The sequence below is a fragment of the Thermaerobacter composti genome (genome assembly GCF_033582035.1).
In the GTDB taxonomy this organism is placed as follows: Bacteria; Bacillota; Sulfobacillia; order Thermaerobacterales; family Thermaerobacteraceae; genus Thermaerobacter; species Thermaerobacter composti.
Map to the genome: position 1 here is coordinate 2,403,856 of NZ_CP132508.1, position 20,376 is coordinate 2,424,231.

General features: G+C 72.1%; 13 protein-coding genes and 1 pseudogene. 7 read left to right on the forward strand and 7 right to left on the reverse strand.

The features are described 5' to 3' along the window. Positions 1–166: 166 nt before the first annotated feature. A complete protein-coding gene (locus tag Q5761_RS09755; RefSeq protein WP_318750456.1) occupies positions 167–898 on the forward strand; it encodes an ABC transporter ATP-binding protein in 732 nt (243 codons plus the stop codon). Continuing rightward, positions 891–2,732 carry a putative ABC transporter permease subunit gene (locus Q5761_RS09760; protein WP_318750457.1) on the forward strand — a complete coding sequence of 614 codons (1,842 nt, stop codon included), beginning with the start codon at positions 891–893 and terminating at the stop codon, positions 2,730–2,732. The genes Q5761_RS09755 and Q5761_RS09760 overlap by 8 nt, the downstream gene beginning before the upstream one ends. Before the next feature lie 253 nt (positions 2,733–2,985). Here Q5761_RS09760 and Q5761_RS09765 read toward each other — a convergent pair whose 3' ends face one another. Then, entirely contained in the window at positions 2,986–3,606 is a 621-nt protein-coding gene (locus Q5761_RS09765) for a metalloregulator ArsR/SmtB family transcription factor (RefSeq protein WP_318750458.1), read from the reverse strand. 833 nt (positions 3,607–4,439) lie between these two features. Between Q5761_RS09765 and Q5761_RS09770 the strand changes: the two genes are divergently transcribed. Then, the gene (locus Q5761_RS09770; protein WP_318750459.1) at positions 4,440–9,545 is read left to right on the forward strand and encodes a S8 family serine peptidase; all 5,106 of its coding nucleotides are present in this window, start codon (positions 4,440–4,442) and stop codon (positions 9,543–9,545) included. A 264-nt stretch (positions 9,546–9,809) separates the two neighbouring features. Next, a complete protein-coding gene (locus Q5761_RS09775) occupies positions 9,810–11,219 on the forward strand; it encodes an MFS transporter (protein ID WP_318751648.1) in 1,410 nt (469 codons plus the stop codon). Here the strand turns inward: Q5761_RS09775 and Q5761_RS09780 are convergent. Further along, on the reverse strand, positions 11,154–12,659 hold the full coding sequence (locus tag Q5761_RS09780; protein ID WP_318750460.1) for an NOL1/NOP2/sun family putative RNA methylase: 1,506 nt from the start codon (positions 12,657–12,659) through the stop codon (positions 11,154–11,156). The two genes, Q5761_RS09775 and Q5761_RS09780, sit on opposite strands and share 66 nt — an antisense overlap. A 291-nt stretch (positions 12,660–12,950) precedes the next feature. On the opposite strand from Q5761_RS09780, the gene Q5761_RS09785 reads away from it, so the two are divergent. The 3 genes from Q5761_RS09785 to pckA all read left to right on the forward strand — a co-directional run bounded on the left by Q5761_RS09785 (position 12,951) and on the right by pckA (position 17,895). Continuing rightward, positions 12,951–13,991, forward strand: a complete 1,041-nt coding sequence (locus Q5761_RS09785) for an ABC transporter ATP-binding protein (RefSeq protein ID WP_318750461.1) — start codon at positions 12,951–12,953, stop codon at positions 13,989–13,991. Continuing rightward, positions 13,991–15,745, forward strand: a complete 1,755-nt coding sequence (locus Q5761_RS09790) for a hypothetical protein (RefSeq protein ID WP_318750462.1) — start codon at positions 13,991–13,993, stop codon at positions 15,743–15,745. Before Q5761_RS09785 ends, Q5761_RS09790 begins: the two co-directional genes overlap by 1 nt. A 554-nt stretch (positions 15,746–16,299) precedes the next feature. Continuing rightward, positions 16,300–17,895 carry a phosphoenolpyruvate carboxykinase (ATP) gene (pckA, locus tag Q5761_RS09795; RefSeq protein ID WP_318750463.1) on the forward strand — a complete coding sequence of 532 codons (1,596 nt, stop codon included), beginning with the start codon at positions 16,300–16,302 and terminating at the stop codon, positions 17,893–17,895. 159 nt (positions 17,896–18,054) lie between these two features. Here pckA and Q5761_RS09800 read toward each other — a convergent pair whose 3' ends face one another. From Q5761_RS09800 to Q5761_RS12455, 5 genes and pseudogenes are all read right to left on the reverse strand, one after another. After that, complete coding sequence (locus Q5761_RS09800; RefSeq protein ID WP_318750464.1) at positions 18,055–18,438, reverse strand: type II toxin-antitoxin system RelE family toxin; 384 nt, start codon at positions 18,436–18,438, stop codon at positions 18,055–18,057. After that, positions 18,431–18,793, reverse strand: coding sequence for a hypothetical protein (locus Q5761_RS09805; protein WP_135224220.1), 363 nt, complete (start codon positions 18,791–18,793; stop codon positions 18,431–18,433). The genes Q5761_RS09800 and Q5761_RS09805 overlap by 8 nt, the downstream gene beginning before the upstream one ends. Before the next feature lie 148 nt (positions 18,794–18,941). After that, entirely contained in the window at positions 18,942–19,649 is a 708-nt protein-coding gene (locus Q5761_RS09810) for a type II CAAX prenyl endopeptidase Rce1 family protein (RefSeq protein WP_318750465.1), read from the reverse strand. Between the two features lie 205 nt (positions 19,650–19,854). Then, positions 19,855–20,064, reverse strand: coding sequence for an NAD-binding protein (locus Q5761_RS09815; RefSeq protein WP_413084601.1), 210 nt, complete (start codon positions 20,062–20,064; stop codon positions 19,855–19,857). A gap of 34 nt (positions 20,065–20,098) precedes the next feature. Next, positions 20,099–20,368: pseudogene (locus tag Q5761_RS12455) on the reverse strand (NAD(P)-binding domain-containing protein); the annotation flags it as partial. Positions 20,369–20,376 lie beyond the last annotated feature (8 nt).

Below are 20,376 nucleotides of genomic sequence, written 5' to 3' on the forward strand. Positions count from 1 at the left end.
CCACCGGGCGGCGCGGCTCCCTTCCGCCAGGGGTTGCGCCGGCCCGCGGCGATGGAACCGGCCTGCCGGCCGCCGGCGGCGCACGCGCCCGCCCTGAAAGGATTGTCCATCACCCGGCTCGAAGGAGACCGCGGCAAGATCGGAGGGCGATCGGAGGGCGACGCCATTGATCGAGCTCCATAAACTGCGGAAGAGTTACGACGGAGGCCGCGTGTGGGCGGTGGACGACCTGAGCCTCACCGTGCGTCCGGGCGAGATCTTCGGCTTCCTCGGGCCCAACGGTGCCGGCAAGACCACCACCCTCCGGATGATGGCCGGCATCCTCACGCCCGACGCGGGCCGCGTGGTGATCGACGGCATCGACATGGCCGAGCGGCCCCTGGAGGCCAAGCGGCGCATCGGGTTCGTCCCCGACACGCCGGAGGTGTACGAGCGCCTGACGGGCCTCGAGTACCTGCGGTTCCTGGCCGACGTCTACGGCGTCGATGCCCGCCGGCGGCGGGAACGGATCGAACGGCTGGCCGGCGTGTTCGAACTGGAGCCTGCCCTGGGCGACCGCATCGCCAGTTACTCCCACGGCATGCGGCAGAAGCTCGTCCTGATCGGCGCCCTCCTTCACGACCCGCCGGTCTGGATCCTGGACGAGCCCATGGTGGGTCTCGACCCCCGCTCGACCCACGAGTTGAAGAACCTGATGCACGAGCACGCCGCAGCCGGGCGCACCGTGTTCTTCTCCACCCACCTGCTGGACGTGGCGGAGCGGCTCTGCCACCGGGTCGCCATCATCCAGAAGGGCCGGCTCATCGCCTGCGGGACGCTGGAGGAACTGCGGGCACAGGCCGCCGCAGGCTCGGGCACCCTGGAGAGCTTGTTCCTGGAGCTGACCCACCATGACTGACGGGGCGATCCAGCGCCCGGACGGGCACGAGCACGCACCGGCGGCGGTGACAGGTCCTGCCACCACGGGCCCCGCGGGGGAAGTGGCGGGGGATGCCGGCGGGCGCCGGGCAAGATCGGCCGGCGGTGCGGAGCCCGCCGTCGGGGCTTCGTCCCGCCTGCGGGCGTGGTGGGCCCTGTACCGGGTCCAGCTCAAGGCGGGCCTGGTCTTGAGTCCCAGCACCATGGGCGGGCAGCGGGCGGCCCGCCTGGGCCCGGGAGAGTGGCTGCTGTTCTTCCTTTCGGTCCTAGCCTTCGTACCCTTGTTGTGGTTGATCCTGATCATCGCGGTCGGGACCTACTACGGGCTGGCTGCCCTCGGCCAAGGGGAGGCCATGCTCACCCTGTTCTTCCTGCCCGCCTTCGTGCTCTCCCTGGTGCTCGGGTTGATCTCGGTGCTGTCCATCTTCTACTTCGCCCGCGACACGGCGCACCTGCTCAGCCTGCCCCTCTCCCCGGGCGCCATTGCCGGTGCCAAGCTGGCGGTGGTCCTGACCAACCAGTGGCTGGGCCTTGCCTTGCTGGTGCCGCCGCTGGTGGTCTACGGGGTGCTGGCAGGCGCCGGCCCCCTGTACTGGCTGAAGGCCGTGGTGGTGTACGCCTTGCTGCCGGTTCCCGCCCTCGCCCTGGCGGCCATCCTGGCCATGGCGCTGATGCGGGTGGCGGGACGGACCCGGCAGCGGGACTGGGCCGTGGTGGCCAGCAGCCTGGCCCTCATGGCCGTGGCCCTGGGCGCCCAGATCCTCCCCCGCCAGGTGGCCGAGAATGTGGACCCGGCCCGGCTCAACCAGCTCATGCAGGGGCTGGCGGAGCAGATCGGGCGGTACGCGCCCCCGGCCGTGTGGGCCACCCGCGCCCTGGCCACCGGGTCCCCGGCGGGCGGTGCCGGCTACCTGGCGCTCCTGGGTCTGGTTGCCGCCGCCACGCTGGCCCTGTCCTGGGTGCTGGCCGACCGCCTCCTGGTGCGGGGCCTCGCTGCCGCCCTGGAGGCGCCGGCGCGCAGGGCGGCTCTCGACCGGCAGCGGGTCCATGCCCAGCTGGCGCGGGTTCGTCCCGGCCTCCTGGCCCTCGTCTGGCGCGAGTGGGCGGTGCTGTGGCGAACCCCGGTGTTCGTGATGAACACCCTCTTCCCGATGCTGGTGGTGCCGGTGGTGCTGGCCACCAGCCTCTGGGCGGGGCCGGGTGACACGCTGATCCGTCCGGCGGTGTCCGGGCTGTTCACGCCTTCCGGCCGGCCCTGGGCCCCGCTGGCGGGCGTCGCCGCTTCCGCCACGGCGGGCCTGTTCGCCATGCTGGGCGCCACCGCCCTCAGCCGCGAGGGACGAGCCTTCTGGATCTCCCAGGTCATCCCGGCTTCACCCCGGCGGCAGGTGGCGGCCAAGCTGCTGTTCGCCTGCCTGGTCGCCTGGGCCGGGGGGCTCCCCTTTGGCGCCGCCGCGGGCATCCTGCTCGGGTGGACGGGGGGTGCCTGGGCCTACTGGCTGGTCACCGGCCTGCTGGCGGTGGTGGCCGTCAACGCGCTGGAACTGGCGGTGGACTTGTGGCGCCCCAAGCTGGACTGGGTCGACCCGCAGGGAGCCATGAAGCAGAACTACAACGTGCTGCTGGGCGTGCTGGCCGGGATGGTCAGCCTGGGCGGCGCCGCCCTCGTCGCCCGCTACACCTCGCCCCTGGGACCCGCCGTGCTGCTGGCCAGCGTCTGCGGTTACCTGCTCCTGGTGGCCACCGGCGGGATCCTGCTCGTGCTCGGGCTGGCGGGGCGGGTCTACCGGCGGGTGTCGTCGCCATCTTCCTAGGTCGATGAACGAGGCCGGCCCCGTTTCGCCGACGTCCATCGGGACACGATCGCAGTCGCGTCGCGAGCCAGCGCCGGGCGCGCTCCTGGCCCGGCGAGCCCACGGCACGGCCGCCGAATGTCGGGCGGGAGAGGACCTCCACCCCTGCCCGCAAGACCGGGGCAGCGATCCTCTCCACCGCCCGTTCCGTTGCCGTCTCCGCCGCCCCGCCGCGCACCCCGGTCGCCCCCGCCTCCCGCACCGTCCGCAGCGCTCAGCTACCCTCGCAGCACGCCGGCTCCGCCGGTGACGCCTCGCAACAGACGCAGCAGGCGCTGGCCCGCTCGGCGCTGCTGGCGTCACCGCAGCACCCCGTCTCGCCGCAGCAACCCGCGTCCGCCGCCGACTTCGTGAAACCGCCCTCCGGCTGCTCCGCCGGGTCCCCGCGCCCGAAGGCCATGTCCTCCACCTCCCTTCCCCCCGCCGCCGGGGCCGGCCTGGCCGGGACGCTTCCCTCCTCGCGGACTGGGTCCCCTCCTACCAGGGCGGCCAGCGCCGCTGCCCCGGACGCAACGGCGGCGCGGTCGAGGCTGTAGAACGACCAGCGGCCGCGGCGCTCCTCGCGCACCAGGCCGGCCTCGCGCAGCAGCCGCAGGTGGTAGGAGACCAGGGACTGGCGCATCCCCAGGACCGCCTGCAGCTCGCAGACGCAAATCGCGTCGGCGCCGGGGGCGTCGTCGGCCGCACGGGCCACTCCCGCGCAGCACGACCGCCCCTTGGCCAGCAGGGCCAGGATCCGCACCCGGGCCGGGTCGGACAGGGCCCGCCCGAGGGCCGCCAGCGTCGCCTCGAGCTCCGGCGCGCTTGCCCCGCCCGAGCGCACCGCCGCGACCATGGCCACACCTCCCATCAAAGGATGTTGATCCATGCGAGGTCAGCTTATATCAATGGTTGTTGATCTGTCAAGGGCCCCGGGGGCCGGCGGCGCCGGGCGGGGTCTGCGCGGCGACCGCAGGGCGGGCCCTCCCCGCGATGCTGAACCGAGCGGACACGCCCCCTCGGAACACAGGAGCGAGGAGCGGACAGTAGCCAGTAGCCTGCACTCCTCGTTGCGCAGCGACCGGCCCAGCAAAGCGCACCCCTGAAGGGGTCGCCGACACCGGGGGGCGGCTTGACCACGCCTGACCCCGCCAAGCCCATGGATCCAAACGGCGAACCTCCCGAGGATGACCATCGGGATGCAGCCCATGCCTCCTCGAAGAACAGACCGGCGCCGACTGCCGCCAGGCCCGTCTTTCGAGGTCCGCCGACGTCCGGGGAGCCGAGGCACCCGGCCGCTGAGGTCGACCACCGCGGTTTCCGGACGCCCCGCTCCCTCGCCCTGTCTCCCTGTGTCCCCTGTGTCTTGGCCATTCCCTCCCCTTCCCCGCCGTCCCGCCCGGCCGACGTCGCCCCGCATCGGGGAAAGTCGACACAGATATGATAATTTTCGCCAAAGGATCGGCCAGACATTGGACGAACCCTCCTGATCTGGAAGGGAGGTGATGGACAACCCCTTTGCGGAGCAACGGGGCGGCCAGGTGCCGCGGAGGTTGCGAAGGTCCGTGATGCGTGCGCCGCGTTGCGTCACGGGGTCCAAGCGAGAGGGGTGCCCTTGCGATGTGCGACCGCCCGACGAGCCGGTTTCGTCATTGGCACCGCTCCGGGTTGGCGGCGTTTCCCGCCGCGTTGGCGGCGTTCCTCGCCGCGACGTTGATCGTCGCCACGGGGATGCAAGCCGTCGCCCTGGCGGCCGGGGCCGGGCCGGGCGGCCCGGCCGTCTCCTTGCGGGAGTCCCTCACACCAGCGCCTGTGGCGAAGGCCCTGCAGGACAAGCTGGACAAGGGCGATCCCGTCCGCTTCCTGGTGAAGCTGTCCACCCAGGCGGACGTCCAGGCCGCCGCCCGACGCGGCCGCGATCTCGCCCGGGACCGTGGATACCGCTCCCCCGACTTGATCCGCCTCACCGTGCGGCAGGAAGTGATCCGGACCCTCCGGGAGACCGCCAAGACGAGCCAGGCCCGCATCGCGAAGGCGTTGGAGGACCTGAAGCGGCAAGGCCACGTGCAGGATTACCACCCGTTCTGGATCGTCAACGGGTTCGCCGTCACCGGCGCGCGGGAGGCGGTGGAAGCGCTGGCACGACTGCCAGGGGTCGGCCGGATCGACCTGGACGAACAGGTGCACATCTTGGGTCACCCGGCCGACGGGCGGACCGCTGGCGGGAAGGAGGCGAATGCCTCCCAGGCGTCCAGCGCCGGCGACGTCGAATGGAACGTCGAACGCGTGGGTGCCCCGGGCGCCTGGGCCCTCGGTGTCGACGGGACGGGGACCGTGGTCGCCTCCATCGATACCGGGGTGGACGGAAGTCACCCGGCCCTTCGCACCCGGTACCGTGGCTACGATCCGGACGCGCCGGGGAGCCCGCGTCACGAGGGGAACTGGTTCGACGCCGTGAACGGACGGGCGACGCCGTATGACGACAACGGGCACGGAACCCACGTCACGGGCACCATGGTCGGTGACGACGGCGCCGGCCACCGGATTGGCGTGGCCCCGGGCGCCCGCTGGATCGCCGCCAAGGCCTTCACGGCCGGGGGCACGGGCGCGTCATCGGACATCCTGGAGGCCGCCCAATGGCTGTTGGCCCCGACGGATGCCAACGGGGTCCCCCATCCGGAGTGGGCGCCCGACGTCATCAACAACTCCTGGGGCGGCGGCCCGGGGATGGACGAGTGGTTCCGCCCGATGGTGCAGGCCTGGCGGGCCGCCGGCATCGTCCCCGTCTTCGCCGCAGGCAACGACGGGCCGGGAGCGTCGACGGTGGCCCCGCCCGGGAACTACCCGGAAGCCCTGGCCGTCGGGGCCACCGACGCCAACGATGCCCTCGCCTCGTTCTCCTCCCGCGGTCCGTCACCCTATGGGGAGATCAAACCCGAGGTCGCTGCCCCCGGGGTGGGGGTGCGGTCCTCGGTGCCCGGCGGGGGATACGCGGTCTACAACGGCACCTCCATGGCGGCACCGCACGTCAGCGGCACGGCGGCGCTGCTGCGCAGCGCGAACGCGGCGCTGTCCGTGGAGGAGATCGAGGCGCTGTTGACGCGGACCGCGGTGCCGCGCACCGACGCCCAATACCCCGATCATCCCAACAACGGGTACGGCTGGGGTCGAATCGACGCGTTCGCCGCCGTCGGCGAGCTCACCAGGGGCCGTGGCGTCCTCACGGGGCGCGTGGTCCGAGAAGGGGACGACCTGGAGCCGCCCGCCATCGAACACACCCCGGTGACCCGCGCGTTTCAGGGCCTCCCGGTGACCATCACCGCCACGGTGGCAGACAACGTCGGCGTGGCGCGGGTGGACCTGTTCGTCCGACGATCCGGCGAGGCGCTCTACACCCGGATCCCCATGGCCCAATCGGACGGCGATCACCTCCGGGGGACTTGGACGGCGACCGTCCCCGGCTCGCTGGTCATGGCGCCGGCCGCCGAGTACTACCTGGAAGCTGCGGATGGAAGCGGCAACCAGAAGACCCATGGCACCGCCGACGAACCCCACACCATCGCCGTCAGCCGCGGCGTGCCGCCCGGATACTTCGAGGACTTCGAGTCGGAGCCGGTGGGATGGACCCACGGCGGCACCAACGACCCATGGGAATGGGGCCGCCCCACCAGCGGCCCGGGGGCGGCCCACTCGGGCGAGAACCTCTTCGCCACCGACCTCGATGGCGACTATCCCAACGATGCCAACGCCTGGCTGCTGATGCCGCCCATCGACTTGACCGCGTCGGCGGAGGGTGCAGTCCTCCGCTTCATGCATTGGTATGATGTGGAGACCAACTACGACTTCGCCGAGGTCTACGTCTCGGTGGACGGGGCGAATTGGACCCGCGCCGCGCGGTTCACCGGTTCGTCCAACGGATGGGTCCAGGGGGAGGTCGATCTGCGGCCGTACGCCGGTCGGGTGGCCTACCTCGTCTTCAACCTCTTCACCGATGGATCCGTCACCCGAGCCGGCTGGTACATCGACGACGTGACGGTGGTCGCACCGGACGACACGCCGCCCGCCGCGCCCTCGAACCTCACCGCCGTTCCCAACGCGGTGGCCGGCATCGATCTGCGCTGGGTCGCCCCCACCGACGCCGACCTGGATCGCTTCCACGTGTATCACAGCACGGCCCCGGGCGGCCCCTACACCCTCGTCGCGGACCTTCCCCGGACCGCCACCACCTACAACCACTTCACGGCGCCTGGGGGCGTGCCGTCGTACTATGTGGTCACCGCCGTGGACCTCTGGGGCAACGAGAGCGCCTACTCCAACGAGGCATCGGCGACGGCGCCGACCAACCGCGTCGTGTTCTGGGACGACATGGAGGGCCAGGATCCCGGCTGGAGCACAGGCGGCACACCCGAAGGCCTCTGGGAACGGGGAACGCCCACCTCCGGGCCAGGGGCCGCCCATTCGGGAGCCAACGTCTGGGCGACGAACCTCGAGGGCAACTATCCCAACAACGCCAATGCCTGGTTGATGACGCCCGCCATCGATCTCACCGACCACGAACACGCCCTCCTGAAGTTCGCGCACTGGTACAGCCTCGAGCGCAACTGGGACTTCGGCCGCGTGGAGGTCTCGACGGACGGGGGCCAGACCTGGACCGAGCTCGCACGGTACACCTCCCCCGGGACGGGTGGAAGCCCCGTGGGCTGGGAACAGCCCACCATCAGCCTGGACGCCTACGCCGGGCGGGTGATCCGGCTGCGATTCCGGCTCACCAGCGATGGCTCCGTCCAGTACCCCGGCTGGTACATCGACGACGTGCTCGTGATCGCGGCCTCGGCCCCAGCCGACGCGCTGGAGCCCCCCAGCCAGGAGGAACAGCCGTCGCCGAACAAGCCGCGCGTCGAACCACCCGGACCGGATCTGAACCTCGGCGAACGGCGTGATCAGGCCGGCCAGGGCGTGGCGGGAAGCATCGCGGCGCTGCCCGTGGCGGCGACGGTGACCATCGTGGAGACCGGGGTGTCCGTGCGCACCGACCCCGCTACAGGAAGCTACACCCTGCGTCACCCGGCCGGGACGTGGACAGCCGTGGCCGAGGCCTACGGGTTCTATCCCGCCGAGGCGACGGTGACCATCACCCGGGATGGGACCACCACCCAGAACTTCGTCCTGGAGCCGATCCCTCGCGGCCGCATCGTGGGGACCGTCGTCGACCAGCGCACGCAACGACCGGTCCAGGGGGCTCGGGTCTGGGTGGTGGAAGATCCGGCGGTCGCACCCGCAACGACGGATGCGGAGGGCCGATTCCAACTGGACGTGCTCGAGGGTTCCTATACCCTCACCGTCCGCCATCCCGACTACCATGGGGCTGACGTGCGGGTGGACGTGTCCGGGGACGCGACCCAGGAGGTCACCGTGGAGCTCAAGCCGTTCATCGGCATCGGCACGGAGCTCGCCTACGACGACGGGACCGCCGAGAACGCCTGGGCGTACCGCGACAGCGGCAACGGTTGGGCGGTCCAGTTCAGCGTCCCCGAGGGCAAGGCGGCCAAGTTGCTGGGCGCCCGTTTCATGTTCTGGGACGCCAGCTGGCCAAGCCCCGGCGGGACCAGCTTCCGGGTGGAGGTCTACGCCGCCGACGGTCCTGGGGGCGGCCCGGGCACCAGGTTGGCGGGACCCATCCCGGCCACCGCCCGGCGCGACGGGCAGTGGACCGACGTCGACCTGAGCGAGCTGGGCATCGACCTGGAGGGTGACTTCTTCATCGCCTACATCCAGGATGGCGCCTATCCCAACGTGCCGGGGCTGGCCACCGACGAGAACGGCCCCTTCCACGACCGGTCCTGGCAACTGGTGGGCGGCCAGTGGGCGAAGACTCCTCGGGACGAAGGGAATCGCATGATCCGGGCCGTCCTCGCCCTCGAGGTCCCCCCGCCCGTCATCACCGAACCGGCGGACGGGACGTACACCAACCGTCCCGACGGGACGGTCACCGGACGGGCCACCACGGGTACCACGGTGACCCTCTACAACAACGGGACCGAAGTGGGGACGGTGGCGGTCGCCGACGGCACGTTCCGCATCCCCGTCACCCTCCAGGACGGCGAGAACGTCCTCACCGCCCGGGCCAGCACCCCAGACGGGACCACCGATCCGTCGGAGCCCGTGCGGGTGTACCTGGACCGGGCTGCGCCCGAGCTGACGCTGGAGACGCCGACCGATGGCGAGAAGCGGAACCGGCCCGACCTGACCGTCCGGGGCAGGGCGGCGGACAACCTGGCCCTGGCGACGGTGACCGTCAACGGTCAGCCCGCTACGGTGGCCGGCGACGGGACCTTTAGCGCCAGGGTCTTGCTGGACGAGGGCATCAATGAGGTGGTGGTCACCGCCACCGATCGGGCGGGCAACGCCACGACGGTGGTGCGGACCGTCAGCGTGGACACCATCCCCCCGGCCATCCGCGACGTGGAGCCGGCCACGGACGTCACCCTCCGGCCGAGCCAGAGCCTGACGATTCGCTTCACCTCGGAGCCGAACCTGGCCAAGGCCGGTTTCGTCATCGTGGTCGACGGCTCCGGTTCGCAGGTGACGGGGGATCCGCTGGTCGGGACGCCCATGACCGAGACGGCACCGGGCGTCTACGAAGGCACCTATACCCCGCCCAGGGGCACCCGGTTCAGCGGAGGTCGGATCATCGTGCACGCCGTCGACGATCATGGCAACGGGGCCCAGGCCGAGGCCCCGGGTCGGGTGAGCGTAGGCCCCGGAGGCGGGAAGGGCGGGAAGGGGAAGAAGTGAGCCCGCTCCGTCGGTAGGGTGCCGGTGCGCCCGGCTGGCGGATCCGAGACGAGGGGGGGCCGGCAAGGCCCCCCTCTCCCGTTCTCCCCGGTGGCGAAAGCGAGGAGCACCTCGAGCCCCGTCACGAGCAAGGCCATCGCGAGCAAGGCGAGGAAGCCTTCGCCCCATCCCGGCCCTTGACCCCCGTCCCGGCCTGGGATAGAATGGCGAACGTCTGTTTGCGCTGTCGCGATGTCCGGCCGGGAGGGGGCTACCTCGTTGCCGATGACCACCCCCGCGTCCGCTGCGCGCGCTGCACGGGACCCGTCCCGCATGGCCGCCGGGCGCCACGCCTCCATGGCGCCGCGCCTGCCGGTTCCCGCGTTCCTCCTCGCCGCCGTCGCCGAGGGGACGGCCGGCGTGGTGGTCTACGCCTACGGTCCGGTCTACATGCGACAGGGGTTGGGCGAGCCGCGACTGGCCGTGGTCACCCTGGCCATCGCGCTCGCCTCCCTGGCCACCTTCCTCCTGGCGGGCCGATGGGGGCGATGGGGGGACCGCACGGGACGACCCGGGCGCCTGGTCGCCGTGGGGCTCGGGGGCGCCGCCTTGGCGCTGGCGACCGCTTCGGCTGCGCCGTCGTCGGCTGTCTTCGGGGCGCTGGTCGTCGCCGTCACGGCCTGCCTCGCCGGGGTCATCCCCCTCTCGGTGGCGTGGCTCACCCTCCACCAGCCGGATCGACCGGCGGAGGCGGCGGCGCGGCTCTACCGGGCCCGCTCCCTGGGATGGGCGGCGGGCAGCTTCGGCAGTGGCTGGCTGGCGGACGCCCTTGGCCTCGAGGGAGTGCGCCTGTCGTTCTACCTCTCCGCTGCCGTCGCCCTGGTGGCGGCCGTCGTCGTGGCGCGGGTGGCGGGTCCCGCGTCGGCGATGACCCGACGGGCCTCCGTGACCATCGGGCGGGCGGCGACCGATCCGACGGCGGCCCCGCAGAGCGAGATCGCACCGGCGGCAACGGGGAGCCCACGGCAGACCACCCGGGAGACGGCGGCCGCACCGGCGACGACCCGGCGCACCGCCGCCGCCACGCCCGTCCCCCTCCCCGCCCCGGCCGGCCCGGGGGCCACCGCAGGCCTCCCCATCTGGCGCTTCCCGGAGGTGGTCGCCATCGCGGCCGCCGTGCTCCTCACCGCGTCGGGCAACGAGGCGTTCTTCGCCGTGTTCAGCGCCTACCTGACGGAGTTCCTCGGCGGCAGCAACGGCCAGGTGGGATGGGCGCTGGGCCTGGCCAGCACCTTGGGCATCCTCATCATGGCACCCGTGGGGCGCCTTGCCGACCGGTGGGGGCCGCGGCGGGTCTTCACCCTGGGCATCGCCGGCTACGTCGGGATGTACGCCCTGATCTGCGCCTTCCGGACGCCCGCTGCCACCGTGGCCGCGTTCGCCCTGCCCCTCTACCCCCTGACCGCCACCGGCGCCACCGGGGTGATCAGCCGCACCCTCCCCGCGGCTCGCCGGGGCGAGGCGATCGGGGTCTACGAGGGCAGCGCGGCGCTGGCCGCCTCCCTGGGCAGCGTGGCCGGCGGGCTGGTGGCGGACGCCGCCGGCCTGGCCCACGTCCCGCTGGTGTCCCTAGGCTTGGCGGTCGCCGGCGCCCTGGTCGCCTGGCGCTGGGTGGCCGGCCGCCGCGACGGCTGACGACGTCGACGACTCGCGGCGCAGGATGCTAGACAATTCCCCCGCCCGCTCATGCGGCAGGGCGGAGCGGAGCCGCGTCCCGTCCCAGAAGCCGCACCCCACGGCCTGACCGCGATAGCGCAGGACGACCCAGCCGCGCCGCAGGAGGCGTGCACCGGGTGGTGCCGCGATCTGCCGGCCCTGGAGCAGCCCTTCGAGGGAAGGCCGATCCAGGTCGACCACGTTGCGGCTCGCCCCGCTCGCCCAGTGCATGAGCCCGAAGCTGGTGGGCTTCCAGGTGGCGCCGTGGGCCCGCGCCAGCCGGATGCCCGCCGATCGGACGGCCGTCCAGCCCGGCACCCGGGGGAGCCGGGCCAACCAGATGCCCTGGCCTTGGCCGCCGTACGCGTGGAGGCCGTCGATCTCGGACCCCGTCAGCCCGAACTCCCGCCGCAGCCATTCGACCACCTGCTCCCGCAGGCCGGGGTCGGGTTCGGTCCACGCCGGGGCCGGTTCGTCCGCGCCCGCCGGCTCCGGGCCGCGTTCCTCCCACGGGACGGGGCCTCGCTTGCGGAGACGGGCGACGAACATCCCGCCCGAGTCCAGGTGATGGGGGTAGATCCGCCGGCATGCCTCCACGTCGGGCAGGAACCGCCGCCCCTCCCAGGCCGTGACCCCACCGGCGCCCGGCAGCCCGTGGGGCAGGGGCTCGACCACGACGCTGCCCTCGGCCTGCCGCAGCACCTGGTCCACCACCGCCTCGTTCTCCTCGGGTGCGAAGGTACAGGTCGCGTAGACCACCACCCCGCCGGGTCGCGCCAGGGCGAGGCCGCGACGCAGCAGGGCGGCCTGCACCGCGGGCAGGCGCCGCCGCTGGTGCCGGCTCGCCCCCTGGCGGGCGCGGCGGCTGCGCCGGGCATTGCCCTCGGCGGAGCACGGGGCATCGACCAGGACCCGGTCGAAGGCGAGGCCGCCGGGGAACCGCCGCCCGTCGGCGCGGGTGATGACGGCCGAGGTCACACCGAGGCGCTGCAGGTTGTGGGACAGTGCCGCCAGTCGGTGGACGTCGGGATCGTTGGCCACCACCATCCCCCGGTCCCCCATGCGCTCGGCCATCTGGGTCGACTTGCCCCCCGGCGCCGCGCTCAGGTCCAGCACCGTCTCGCCGGGCTGCGGGTCGAGGGCGAGCACGGGCAGGGCCGCCGCCGCCTCCTGGAGGTAGAACCAGCCCAGCCAGTGCTCCAGGGTCAGCGCGGGGGAGAAGGGCTCCTCCGCCACGCGCCAGAGGTCGGGGTACCAGTCGTAGGGTTCCAGGCGGAAGCCGCGTTCTTCCAGACGGGCGCGCAGCGCGCCGGGATCCGCCTTGAGGCGGTTGACCCTGAGCGTGGCCGGCTGCGGCCGGGCGAGGCTGGCCTGGAAGGCGTCCCAGTCGTCAACGATGGTGCGGTAGCGCTCGAACAAGGTCCGGTCGCCCCTTTCGGGGTGGATCCCGCTGCGGCCTCCGGCGTCGAGGCCACGGGGACGCCTGCACCGGGTGCCGTCTTCACCTTACACGATCCCCTGGAATGCATCGCACCTGAAACGGATCGGCCCGCGGATTCGAGCCTCGGGCTGGATCGGTTGGGCCGCCCCCGGGAGCAGGAACATCCGTCTGGAAGGACGAACCAGACCCCGCAGGACGTCGCGCCCAACCTGCGCGGAGCGATCCCTGCGATCCCGCCGGTGAAGGGCCGAGGAGGACGAAGCACCGTCATGGTCACCCTCCCTGGAACGCCGGCCGCCGGCCGCGGCATCGAACTCGACGGCGTGGGCAAGAGCTTCGACGGCGGCACCACCTGGGCCGTGCGCGAGCTCACCTGGCGGGTCGAACCCGGCCGGATCACCGGCCTGCTGGGCCCCAACGGCGCCGGCAAGACCACCACCCTGCGGGTGATCGCCGGGATCCTGCCTCCCGACGCCGGGACCGTCCGCGTCGACGGCATCGACCTCGCCCAGCGGCCCCTGGATGCCAAGCGGCGCATCGGGCTGGTGCCCGACGGTGCCGCCCTGTACGACCGGATGAAGGGGGTCGAGTTCCTGCGCTTCCTCGCGGACGTGTACGGCGTCCCGGACGACGAGCGGACCCGGCGCATGGAGGAGCTGGGCCGCCGCCTGGGGATCGGGACCTGGGTCCGCGACCCCATCGCCAGCTATTCCACTGGCATGCGACAGCGGCTGCTCCTCGTGGGGTCCCTGCTGCACGACCCGGCGGTGTGGATCCTCGACGAGCCGATGACCGGTCTCGACCCGGACGCGCAGCGAGGGCTCAAGGACCTGATGGCCGAACGCCGCGCCCGCGGGGGGACCGTCTTGCTCACCACCCACCTGCTGGACGTGGCCGAGCGGCTCTGCGACCGGGTGGCCATCCTGCACCGGGGGCGGCTCCTGGCCGAGGGCTCGCCGGCCGCGCTGCGCCGCCGGTTCCTGCGGAATCCGGGGGACGAACCGGCCCGCCGCGACGCCGGTCCTCCCCGGCATGCCGCCGCCGGCCCCGGCACCAGGGCCCCGGCCCGCACCGGCGCCATGGAGGGGACGACCGCGGCGCCCCGGCAGCCCGGGGAGCTGGGGACGGCCGATCTGGAGGCGGTGTTCCTCCTTCTGACCCGGCAGCCGGCGACGGGCGGCGGCGATGGGGCGACCGCCCCGGCGGTCGGCCCCGCACCGCGGGACAGGGCCCCGGCCGCCCCGGGGTCGGGGGACGGGCGCCGGGGCGCGCACGGCGGGGACGGGCCCTCCGAAAGGGGGCAACCCTGATGGGAACGGCCCGCTGGTGGCGGCAGGCGTTGTGGGCGCCCGGGTCGGGGCGGGCGCTCCGGGCGCTGGTGCGGTTCCAGGCCCGCCAGCTCTATCTCCCACCGCCCGACCTGTCCGGCCACTGGCTTCTCAACGCGGTGCTGGGCTTCCTCGGTCTCATGGCGACCAGCTGGTTGGCGGGTGACTACCTGTACGACCGCCTCGCGGCCACGGGCCATGCCCGCCTCTGGCTGCCCCTGGTGCTCGCCCTGCTTTCGCTCGCGGCCCTGGCCGCGGGCTTGTCGGGGTTGGGAAGCCTGTTCTTCCAGCTTCGCGACCTTCCCCTGGTGGCCGCGCTCCCCGTGGCACCGGGCGTATTGGGTGCATCCAAGCTGCTGGTCGCCCTGATCGGGCAGTGGCTGACCTTGGCGCCCCTGGCGTTCGCCCTGGTCCCCGGGGCACTGGCGCAGGGGTTCGGCGCCGCCTTCTGGGCGCTGGCCGTCCCGGTCCTGCTGCTCTTGCCTCTCCCGCCGCTGGCCGTGGCCGCTCTGGTCCTGATGGCCATCGCCCGGCTGGTGCCCGCCCACCGGCAGCGGGACGCGCTGGCCGTGATCGCCGGACTGGCTAGCCTGGTGATCATCGTGCCCGTCCTGCAGGTCGGGTTGATCCTTCCCGATCCCCTTCACTCCCGGGGCCCCTCCGGGTTGGAACCGGCCGCCCAGGCGTCCTGGGATGCCCTCGCCGCGCGCTGGGAGGCGGTGGTCGCCCACGGCCTGCCGCACGGGGCGTGGGCGGCCCAGGCCCTCGCGCCGGGCACGGGCGGCGCGGCGGCAGCGCTCGGGGGTCTTGCGGGTCTGGCGGCCGTCAGCCTGGCCACGGGGCTGGTGGCCGTCCTCGTGGCGGGGGTGGCCCTGCCCCGTGCCCTCGCCGCCGCCCTGACCGCACCCCGGGCCGGGGGCGCCCCAGGGCAAAGGCCGGGGCGGATCGGTAGCCGGTTCGTCCCCGAGATCGGCCGGCGGCGCAGCGCCTTCCGCGCCCTGGTGGCCCGGGAGCTGGCCGTGTGGCGGACGCCCCAGGAGATGCTGGCCCTCGTCGTGAACGCCCTCCTGTTTCCCTTCGTCTTCAGCCGGGGCAGCCTGGTCGACGGTGGGCCGTCGCTGCGGCAGCTGGCGGGAGCGGCAGGAGCGGTGGGACCGTCGGGCGAGCTCACCCCCGGCGTCGCGTGGCAGGTGCTGGCGGCCGTGGCCATGGCCACCGTCGTGCCCCAAGCCTTGGTGGTGGCGCGCGCCGCCGTCAGCGCCGAGGGCCGCCGGCTCTGGCTGTCCCTCGCCATCCCCGTGGCTCCTACGGCCCAGGTGGCCGCCAAGCTGGTCGTGCAGACGGCGATGGGACTCGTCGTCGCCCTGCCCCTGGCGGTGGTGTGGGGTCTGCGTTCCGGGATGCATCCGCTGGCGTGGGCCTGCGTACTCGTCATGGTGCCGGGCACCCTCGCCATGATGAACGCGGCCTCGCTCCTGATGGACGCCGCCCGACCCGAGCTGGATTCCCCGCTCGAGGACGTCGTGCCACGCCGGTTCGGTTGGACGATCTTCCTGCTCTGGAGCGGGTGGATGCTCGCCCTGGCCCTGGCGACCCTGGTGCTGCAATCCACCGGAAGCGGCCCGTTGGTCCTGGCGGGGCTGGCCGCGTGCGTGCTCCTCGGCGTCGGGGTTGCGCTCCGGATGCTGCATCGTTACACGCCGGTGGCCTACCGGCGCATCGTCCCCCCGGCGTAGCGGGCATCGTCCGCCGGGAAGGGCGACGGGTCACCGCCGGGTGGTCGTTGCCGCCGACCGCCAAATGTGCTGAAATGGAACCTGCAAGCCGGCCGCGGCGACGCAGGCGATCTTGCTGCCTGGCCCCGGTCCATCACCGGCCGGTCGTGGGAGGCGATGGGTGACGGGCCGCCGGGCAGGGGGCCATCGTGCCCCGAGGAAGCGCAAGCGGACGGCCGCGGGGACCGGCATGCGGCCTGGGGATCGGCATAAGGCCTTCGGCAGGCGGCGTACCTCAGCCGTAGGGGACCGGGCAGCTCACGGGCAGGAGGCCGACGCGGGGCGTCGCCCAGCCCAAGGGATGAGTGCTCGGCGAGGGAGCGGTGGCGCCTGGGAGTCGGCTCCATCGTCGCCCCTCGGACGCTGGGCCGGCAGCGCGGCGGCAGCCCGCCCCGTGCCTCCACGGCCCGGTCCCACTGAGCACGCCAGGCCGCAACGGCCGCCGAGGCCGACGCCGCGGGCGCAAGCCCGCAGGGGCCACCACGGCCCCGCCGCACGGGGGGTCCAGTCCCGCCATGGACGCGCGCATCCGGGACGACTACGAGCCCGCATCCCACGGCAGTCGCAAGGCGGCGCCGGTGGTGCACCGCAACCTGCCCGCCGCTCAGCTGGTCGAGCTGGCCCTGGCGCGCGGGGAAGGTCGGCTGAGCGACACCGGCGCCCTGGTGGTCACCACCGGCAAGTACACCGGCCGCTCGCCCAGGGACAAGTTCATCGTGGACGAACCGTCGGTCCGCGACCACATCGCCTGGGGCCCTGTGAACCAGCCCTTCCCGCGGGAGCGGTTCGACCGGCTGTACGAGCGGGTCCAGCAGTACCTGCGCCAGCGCAACCACTTCATCTTCGACGGCTTCGCCGGCGCCGACCCCGCCTACCGCCTGCGGGTGCGGGTGGTGACGGAGTACGCCTGGCACAGCCTGTTCGCCCGGCAGCTGTTCCTCCGCCCCGAGCCGGAGGAGCTGCGCGGCTTCGAGCCCGACTTCACCGTGCTCTACGCACCGACCTTCCACGCCGACCCGCGCACCGACGGAACGCGCTCGGAGACCTTCATCCTGGTCAGCTTCGAGCGGCGCACGGTGCTGATCGGCGGCACCGAGTACGCCGGCGAGATGAAGAAGTCGATCTTCAGCGTGCTCAACTACCTGCTGCCGGAGCGGGGCGTGCTGCCCATGCACTGCTCGGCCAACGTGGGGCCCGAGGGCGACGTGGCCCTGTTCTTCGGCCTGTCGGGGACGGGCAAGACGACGCTCTCGGCGGACCCGGAGCGGCGTCTCATCGGCGATGACGAGCACGGCTGGTCGGATCGGGGGATCTTCAACTTCGAGGGCGGCTGCTACGCCAAGTGCATCAACCTGTCCAGGGAGTACGAGCCCCAGATCTGGAACGCCATCCGCTTCGGCGCCGTGCTGGAGAACGTGATCCTGGACCCGCAGACCCGGCAGCCCCTCTACGATCGGGCCGATCTGACCGAGAACACCCGGGCCGCGTACCCGGTGGACTACATCGAGGGCGCGGTGATCCCGGGGGTGGCGGGCCACGCGCGGACCGTGTTCTTCCTCAGCGCCGACGCCTTCGGCGTGCTGCCGCCCATCGCCCGGTTGACGCCGGAGCAGGCGATGTACTACTTCCTCTCCGGCTACACCAGCAAGCTGGCGGGCACCGAGCGGGGCGTGACGACGCCCGAGGCCACCTTCTCCACGTGCTTCGGCGAGCCGTTCCTGCCGCGGCGGCCGGTGGAGTACGCCCGGATGCTGGGCGAGAGGCTGCGGCGGCACGGGACCCGGGTGTACCTGGTCAACACGGGCTGGACCGGGGGCCCCTACGGCGTCGGCAGCCGGATGAAGCTGCCCTACACGCGGGCCATGATCCGGGCGGCGCTGCGGGGTGAGCTGGACGGCGTGGAGCACCGGGTCGACCCGGTCTTCGGGCTCGCCGTGCCGGTGGCCTGCCCGGGCGTGCCGGCGGAGGTGCTGGATCCGCGCGGGACCTGGGCGGACCCCGAGGCCTACGACCGGCAGGCCCGGGAGCTGGCCGCCCGCTTCGTGGAGAACTTCCGCCGCTTCGAGGGCGTCTCGGCGGAGATCAAGGCCGCGGGGCCGCGGGTGGGGTAGTCCCGCGCCTCCCAGAGTCACTGATGGCCCACGGGGCCCGGCCGGTCGACCGGCCGGGCCCCGTGCCAGTGTGCCTTTCTTCACCTACCACGCCTAAGGAACCGCCAGTGAGGCGACCATTCAGCGCCCGTCGACGTGCTGCAGCGTGACGTGAGCCGTTCAATGTGATTGTCGTCGCGGGTTGCTCGAACTCTCAATGCGTTTTAGAATCCACGCATCAATGGCTTCGCGACGCTGGGCCGCCGTTCGGTACACCACCAGTCCATCGCGCTCTGCAACTGCCGCAATGACCGCAATCTGCACGACGCCGGTCTCGGCAACCTTCCACACGATACGAATCCTCTTACGGTCCACGTACACACTCCGAAAACCTGCCAGATTGAGGCCAGCAAGATGCCCCAGCGGCTTCCCCACCTGATCCGGTGCCCGCGCGATCTTCACAATGGCCCGGAGGACGAGGACTCGCTGCGACCGGTCTAAGCGGCCCAAGTCGGCCCTGGCGTCGGGGAAAAACCACACGTTTGGTGGTAAGACTTCACTCATCGTCCATGTCCACGTCCCCGACCAGCTCGTCCGGGGTGATCCCAAACTCCTTCATCACGTCCGCCAACGGGATCATCTGCTCCCCGGAGACTGCCGCGTGGAGCACCCGTGCCAGAACTTCCAGCTCCAACTCGAGTTCGGCGGCCTTTTCGGCCTTCTGCCACAACACCTCGAACTGGTCATAGGGCAGGATCGTGGTCCGGGGATCGGATCCGGAAAATACGAGAACATAGGGAAACTCGCGAAGCTTGGGTTCCACGCGCGAACGCCAGTGGCGCGCCACATCGGTGGCCGAAACGATCTGGTCCCGTGTAAACGGCGGCTTGGAAGCCATGGCGGCCGTACCCCCTGCCATGTTCGACCTCCTTTCATCGTATGCGCTTATTCATCATTTTATGCGTATTTATTTTCGCGCTTTGACTCGACTCGCGCAATGCCTCCGCTTGCCGACGGGCCAGCCGCGGCCTCGCGACGGCCACTGCACGGCCCAAGGCTCGGCCGGCTTACGGCGGTCGGGAGCAAGATGACGGACCTGGCAGCCAGGCCTGCAGCCAAGGAGGCGTCACTACGGTCCGGGCCGTCGGAGCCGCCGGCGCTCCCCCGTCGACGATCTCCACCCCGGCAGGAACCACCCGTGCTTCCCCAGCACGGTCATGGTGACGTTGACCAGGAAGTGCGCCCACACCGCGGTCCAGATGCTGCCAGTGAACCCCAGTGAACCAATATCCCCAACCCAGGAGGAGCCCGATCCCCCACGCCCCCGCCAGCAGCACGGGCCGCGTCACATACCGCACGTGGGCCACGGCGAAGACGGCCGCTGCCACCGCTAGGCCTACGGCCACGGAGGGGATCCAGCGAAGGAGCAGGGATTGGATCGTTGCCCGGAAGAAGAGCTCCTCGCCGAGGGCCGTCAAGGCCATCAGCAGGACGATGTGGGCGTAGCTGAGCCGGGTGAAGAAGGCGTTGGTACCGTCGTCGGCCCACAACCGTTCGGGGAGGAACACGGCGATGCCGATTTGCATCGCCACGGCGAGGAGGCCCAGGATCGTTCCCAGACCCCACACCTGCCGCGCATCCCCCAACGCGAGCAGCCGGGACCACGAGGGCGTCTTGGCATCACCGAGCAGGAGGATGAGGAAACCAAACACCCCGACGTACACGGCGCTCAGGTAGAGCATCCACAGGGAGGGCGTCCCGTTCCGCTGTTCCACGCTGGGTTGCTCCTTCTCGTCTTCGCAGGGGCAGACAGCGCATGGGGAGCGGTAGAGATCCCCCAGAACGGGGTGGAGTGTCGCATCACCGTTTACCACGGTTGCGACACCCGTCTTCGCACGGTTGCAACACCCGTCACCGGAGCTCGTGGCACCCGTCACCAGCGGTTCGGGACGCCCCAAGCGCCTACGTGCACGAAGACCTTCAAGTTGCCGCCGGCCCGTTCCCTGGATTCGATTCCAGAGCCGCCCACCGCTCGATCTCGCGTAGGATGGCGCTGAAGTCGAGATGCCCTAACCCGCCGGCCGTGGCGGCGGCGTAGGTCTGGGCCACCTGGGCGGTGGCAGGCATGGGCACCCGCGCCTCGTGCGCCGCCGCCAGGGCCAAGCCGAGGTCCTTGTGCATCAAGGCCAGCTGGAACTCTCATTTGGACCCAGACGAACCGGCGCCCAGCCCCCGCGGCGGTCAAAAGGCCCTGCTCGCCCCGCGCCACCGCAGCCACCGCCGCCGGATCGGCGACCATGGTCACCACCACGTCGGACCCGGCCGCCACCTCGACCGGTGAGGCCTTCACCACGGCCCCGGACCGGCCGAGTTCTTCCGCACGGGCCGGCGTCCGGTTCCATACGGCCACCTCGAAACCCGCCTTAATCAGTGTGCGCGCCATGCGACTCCCTATGGCGCCAAGGCCGATCCACCCCACGCGGCGCAAAGGCATGAGTCCGC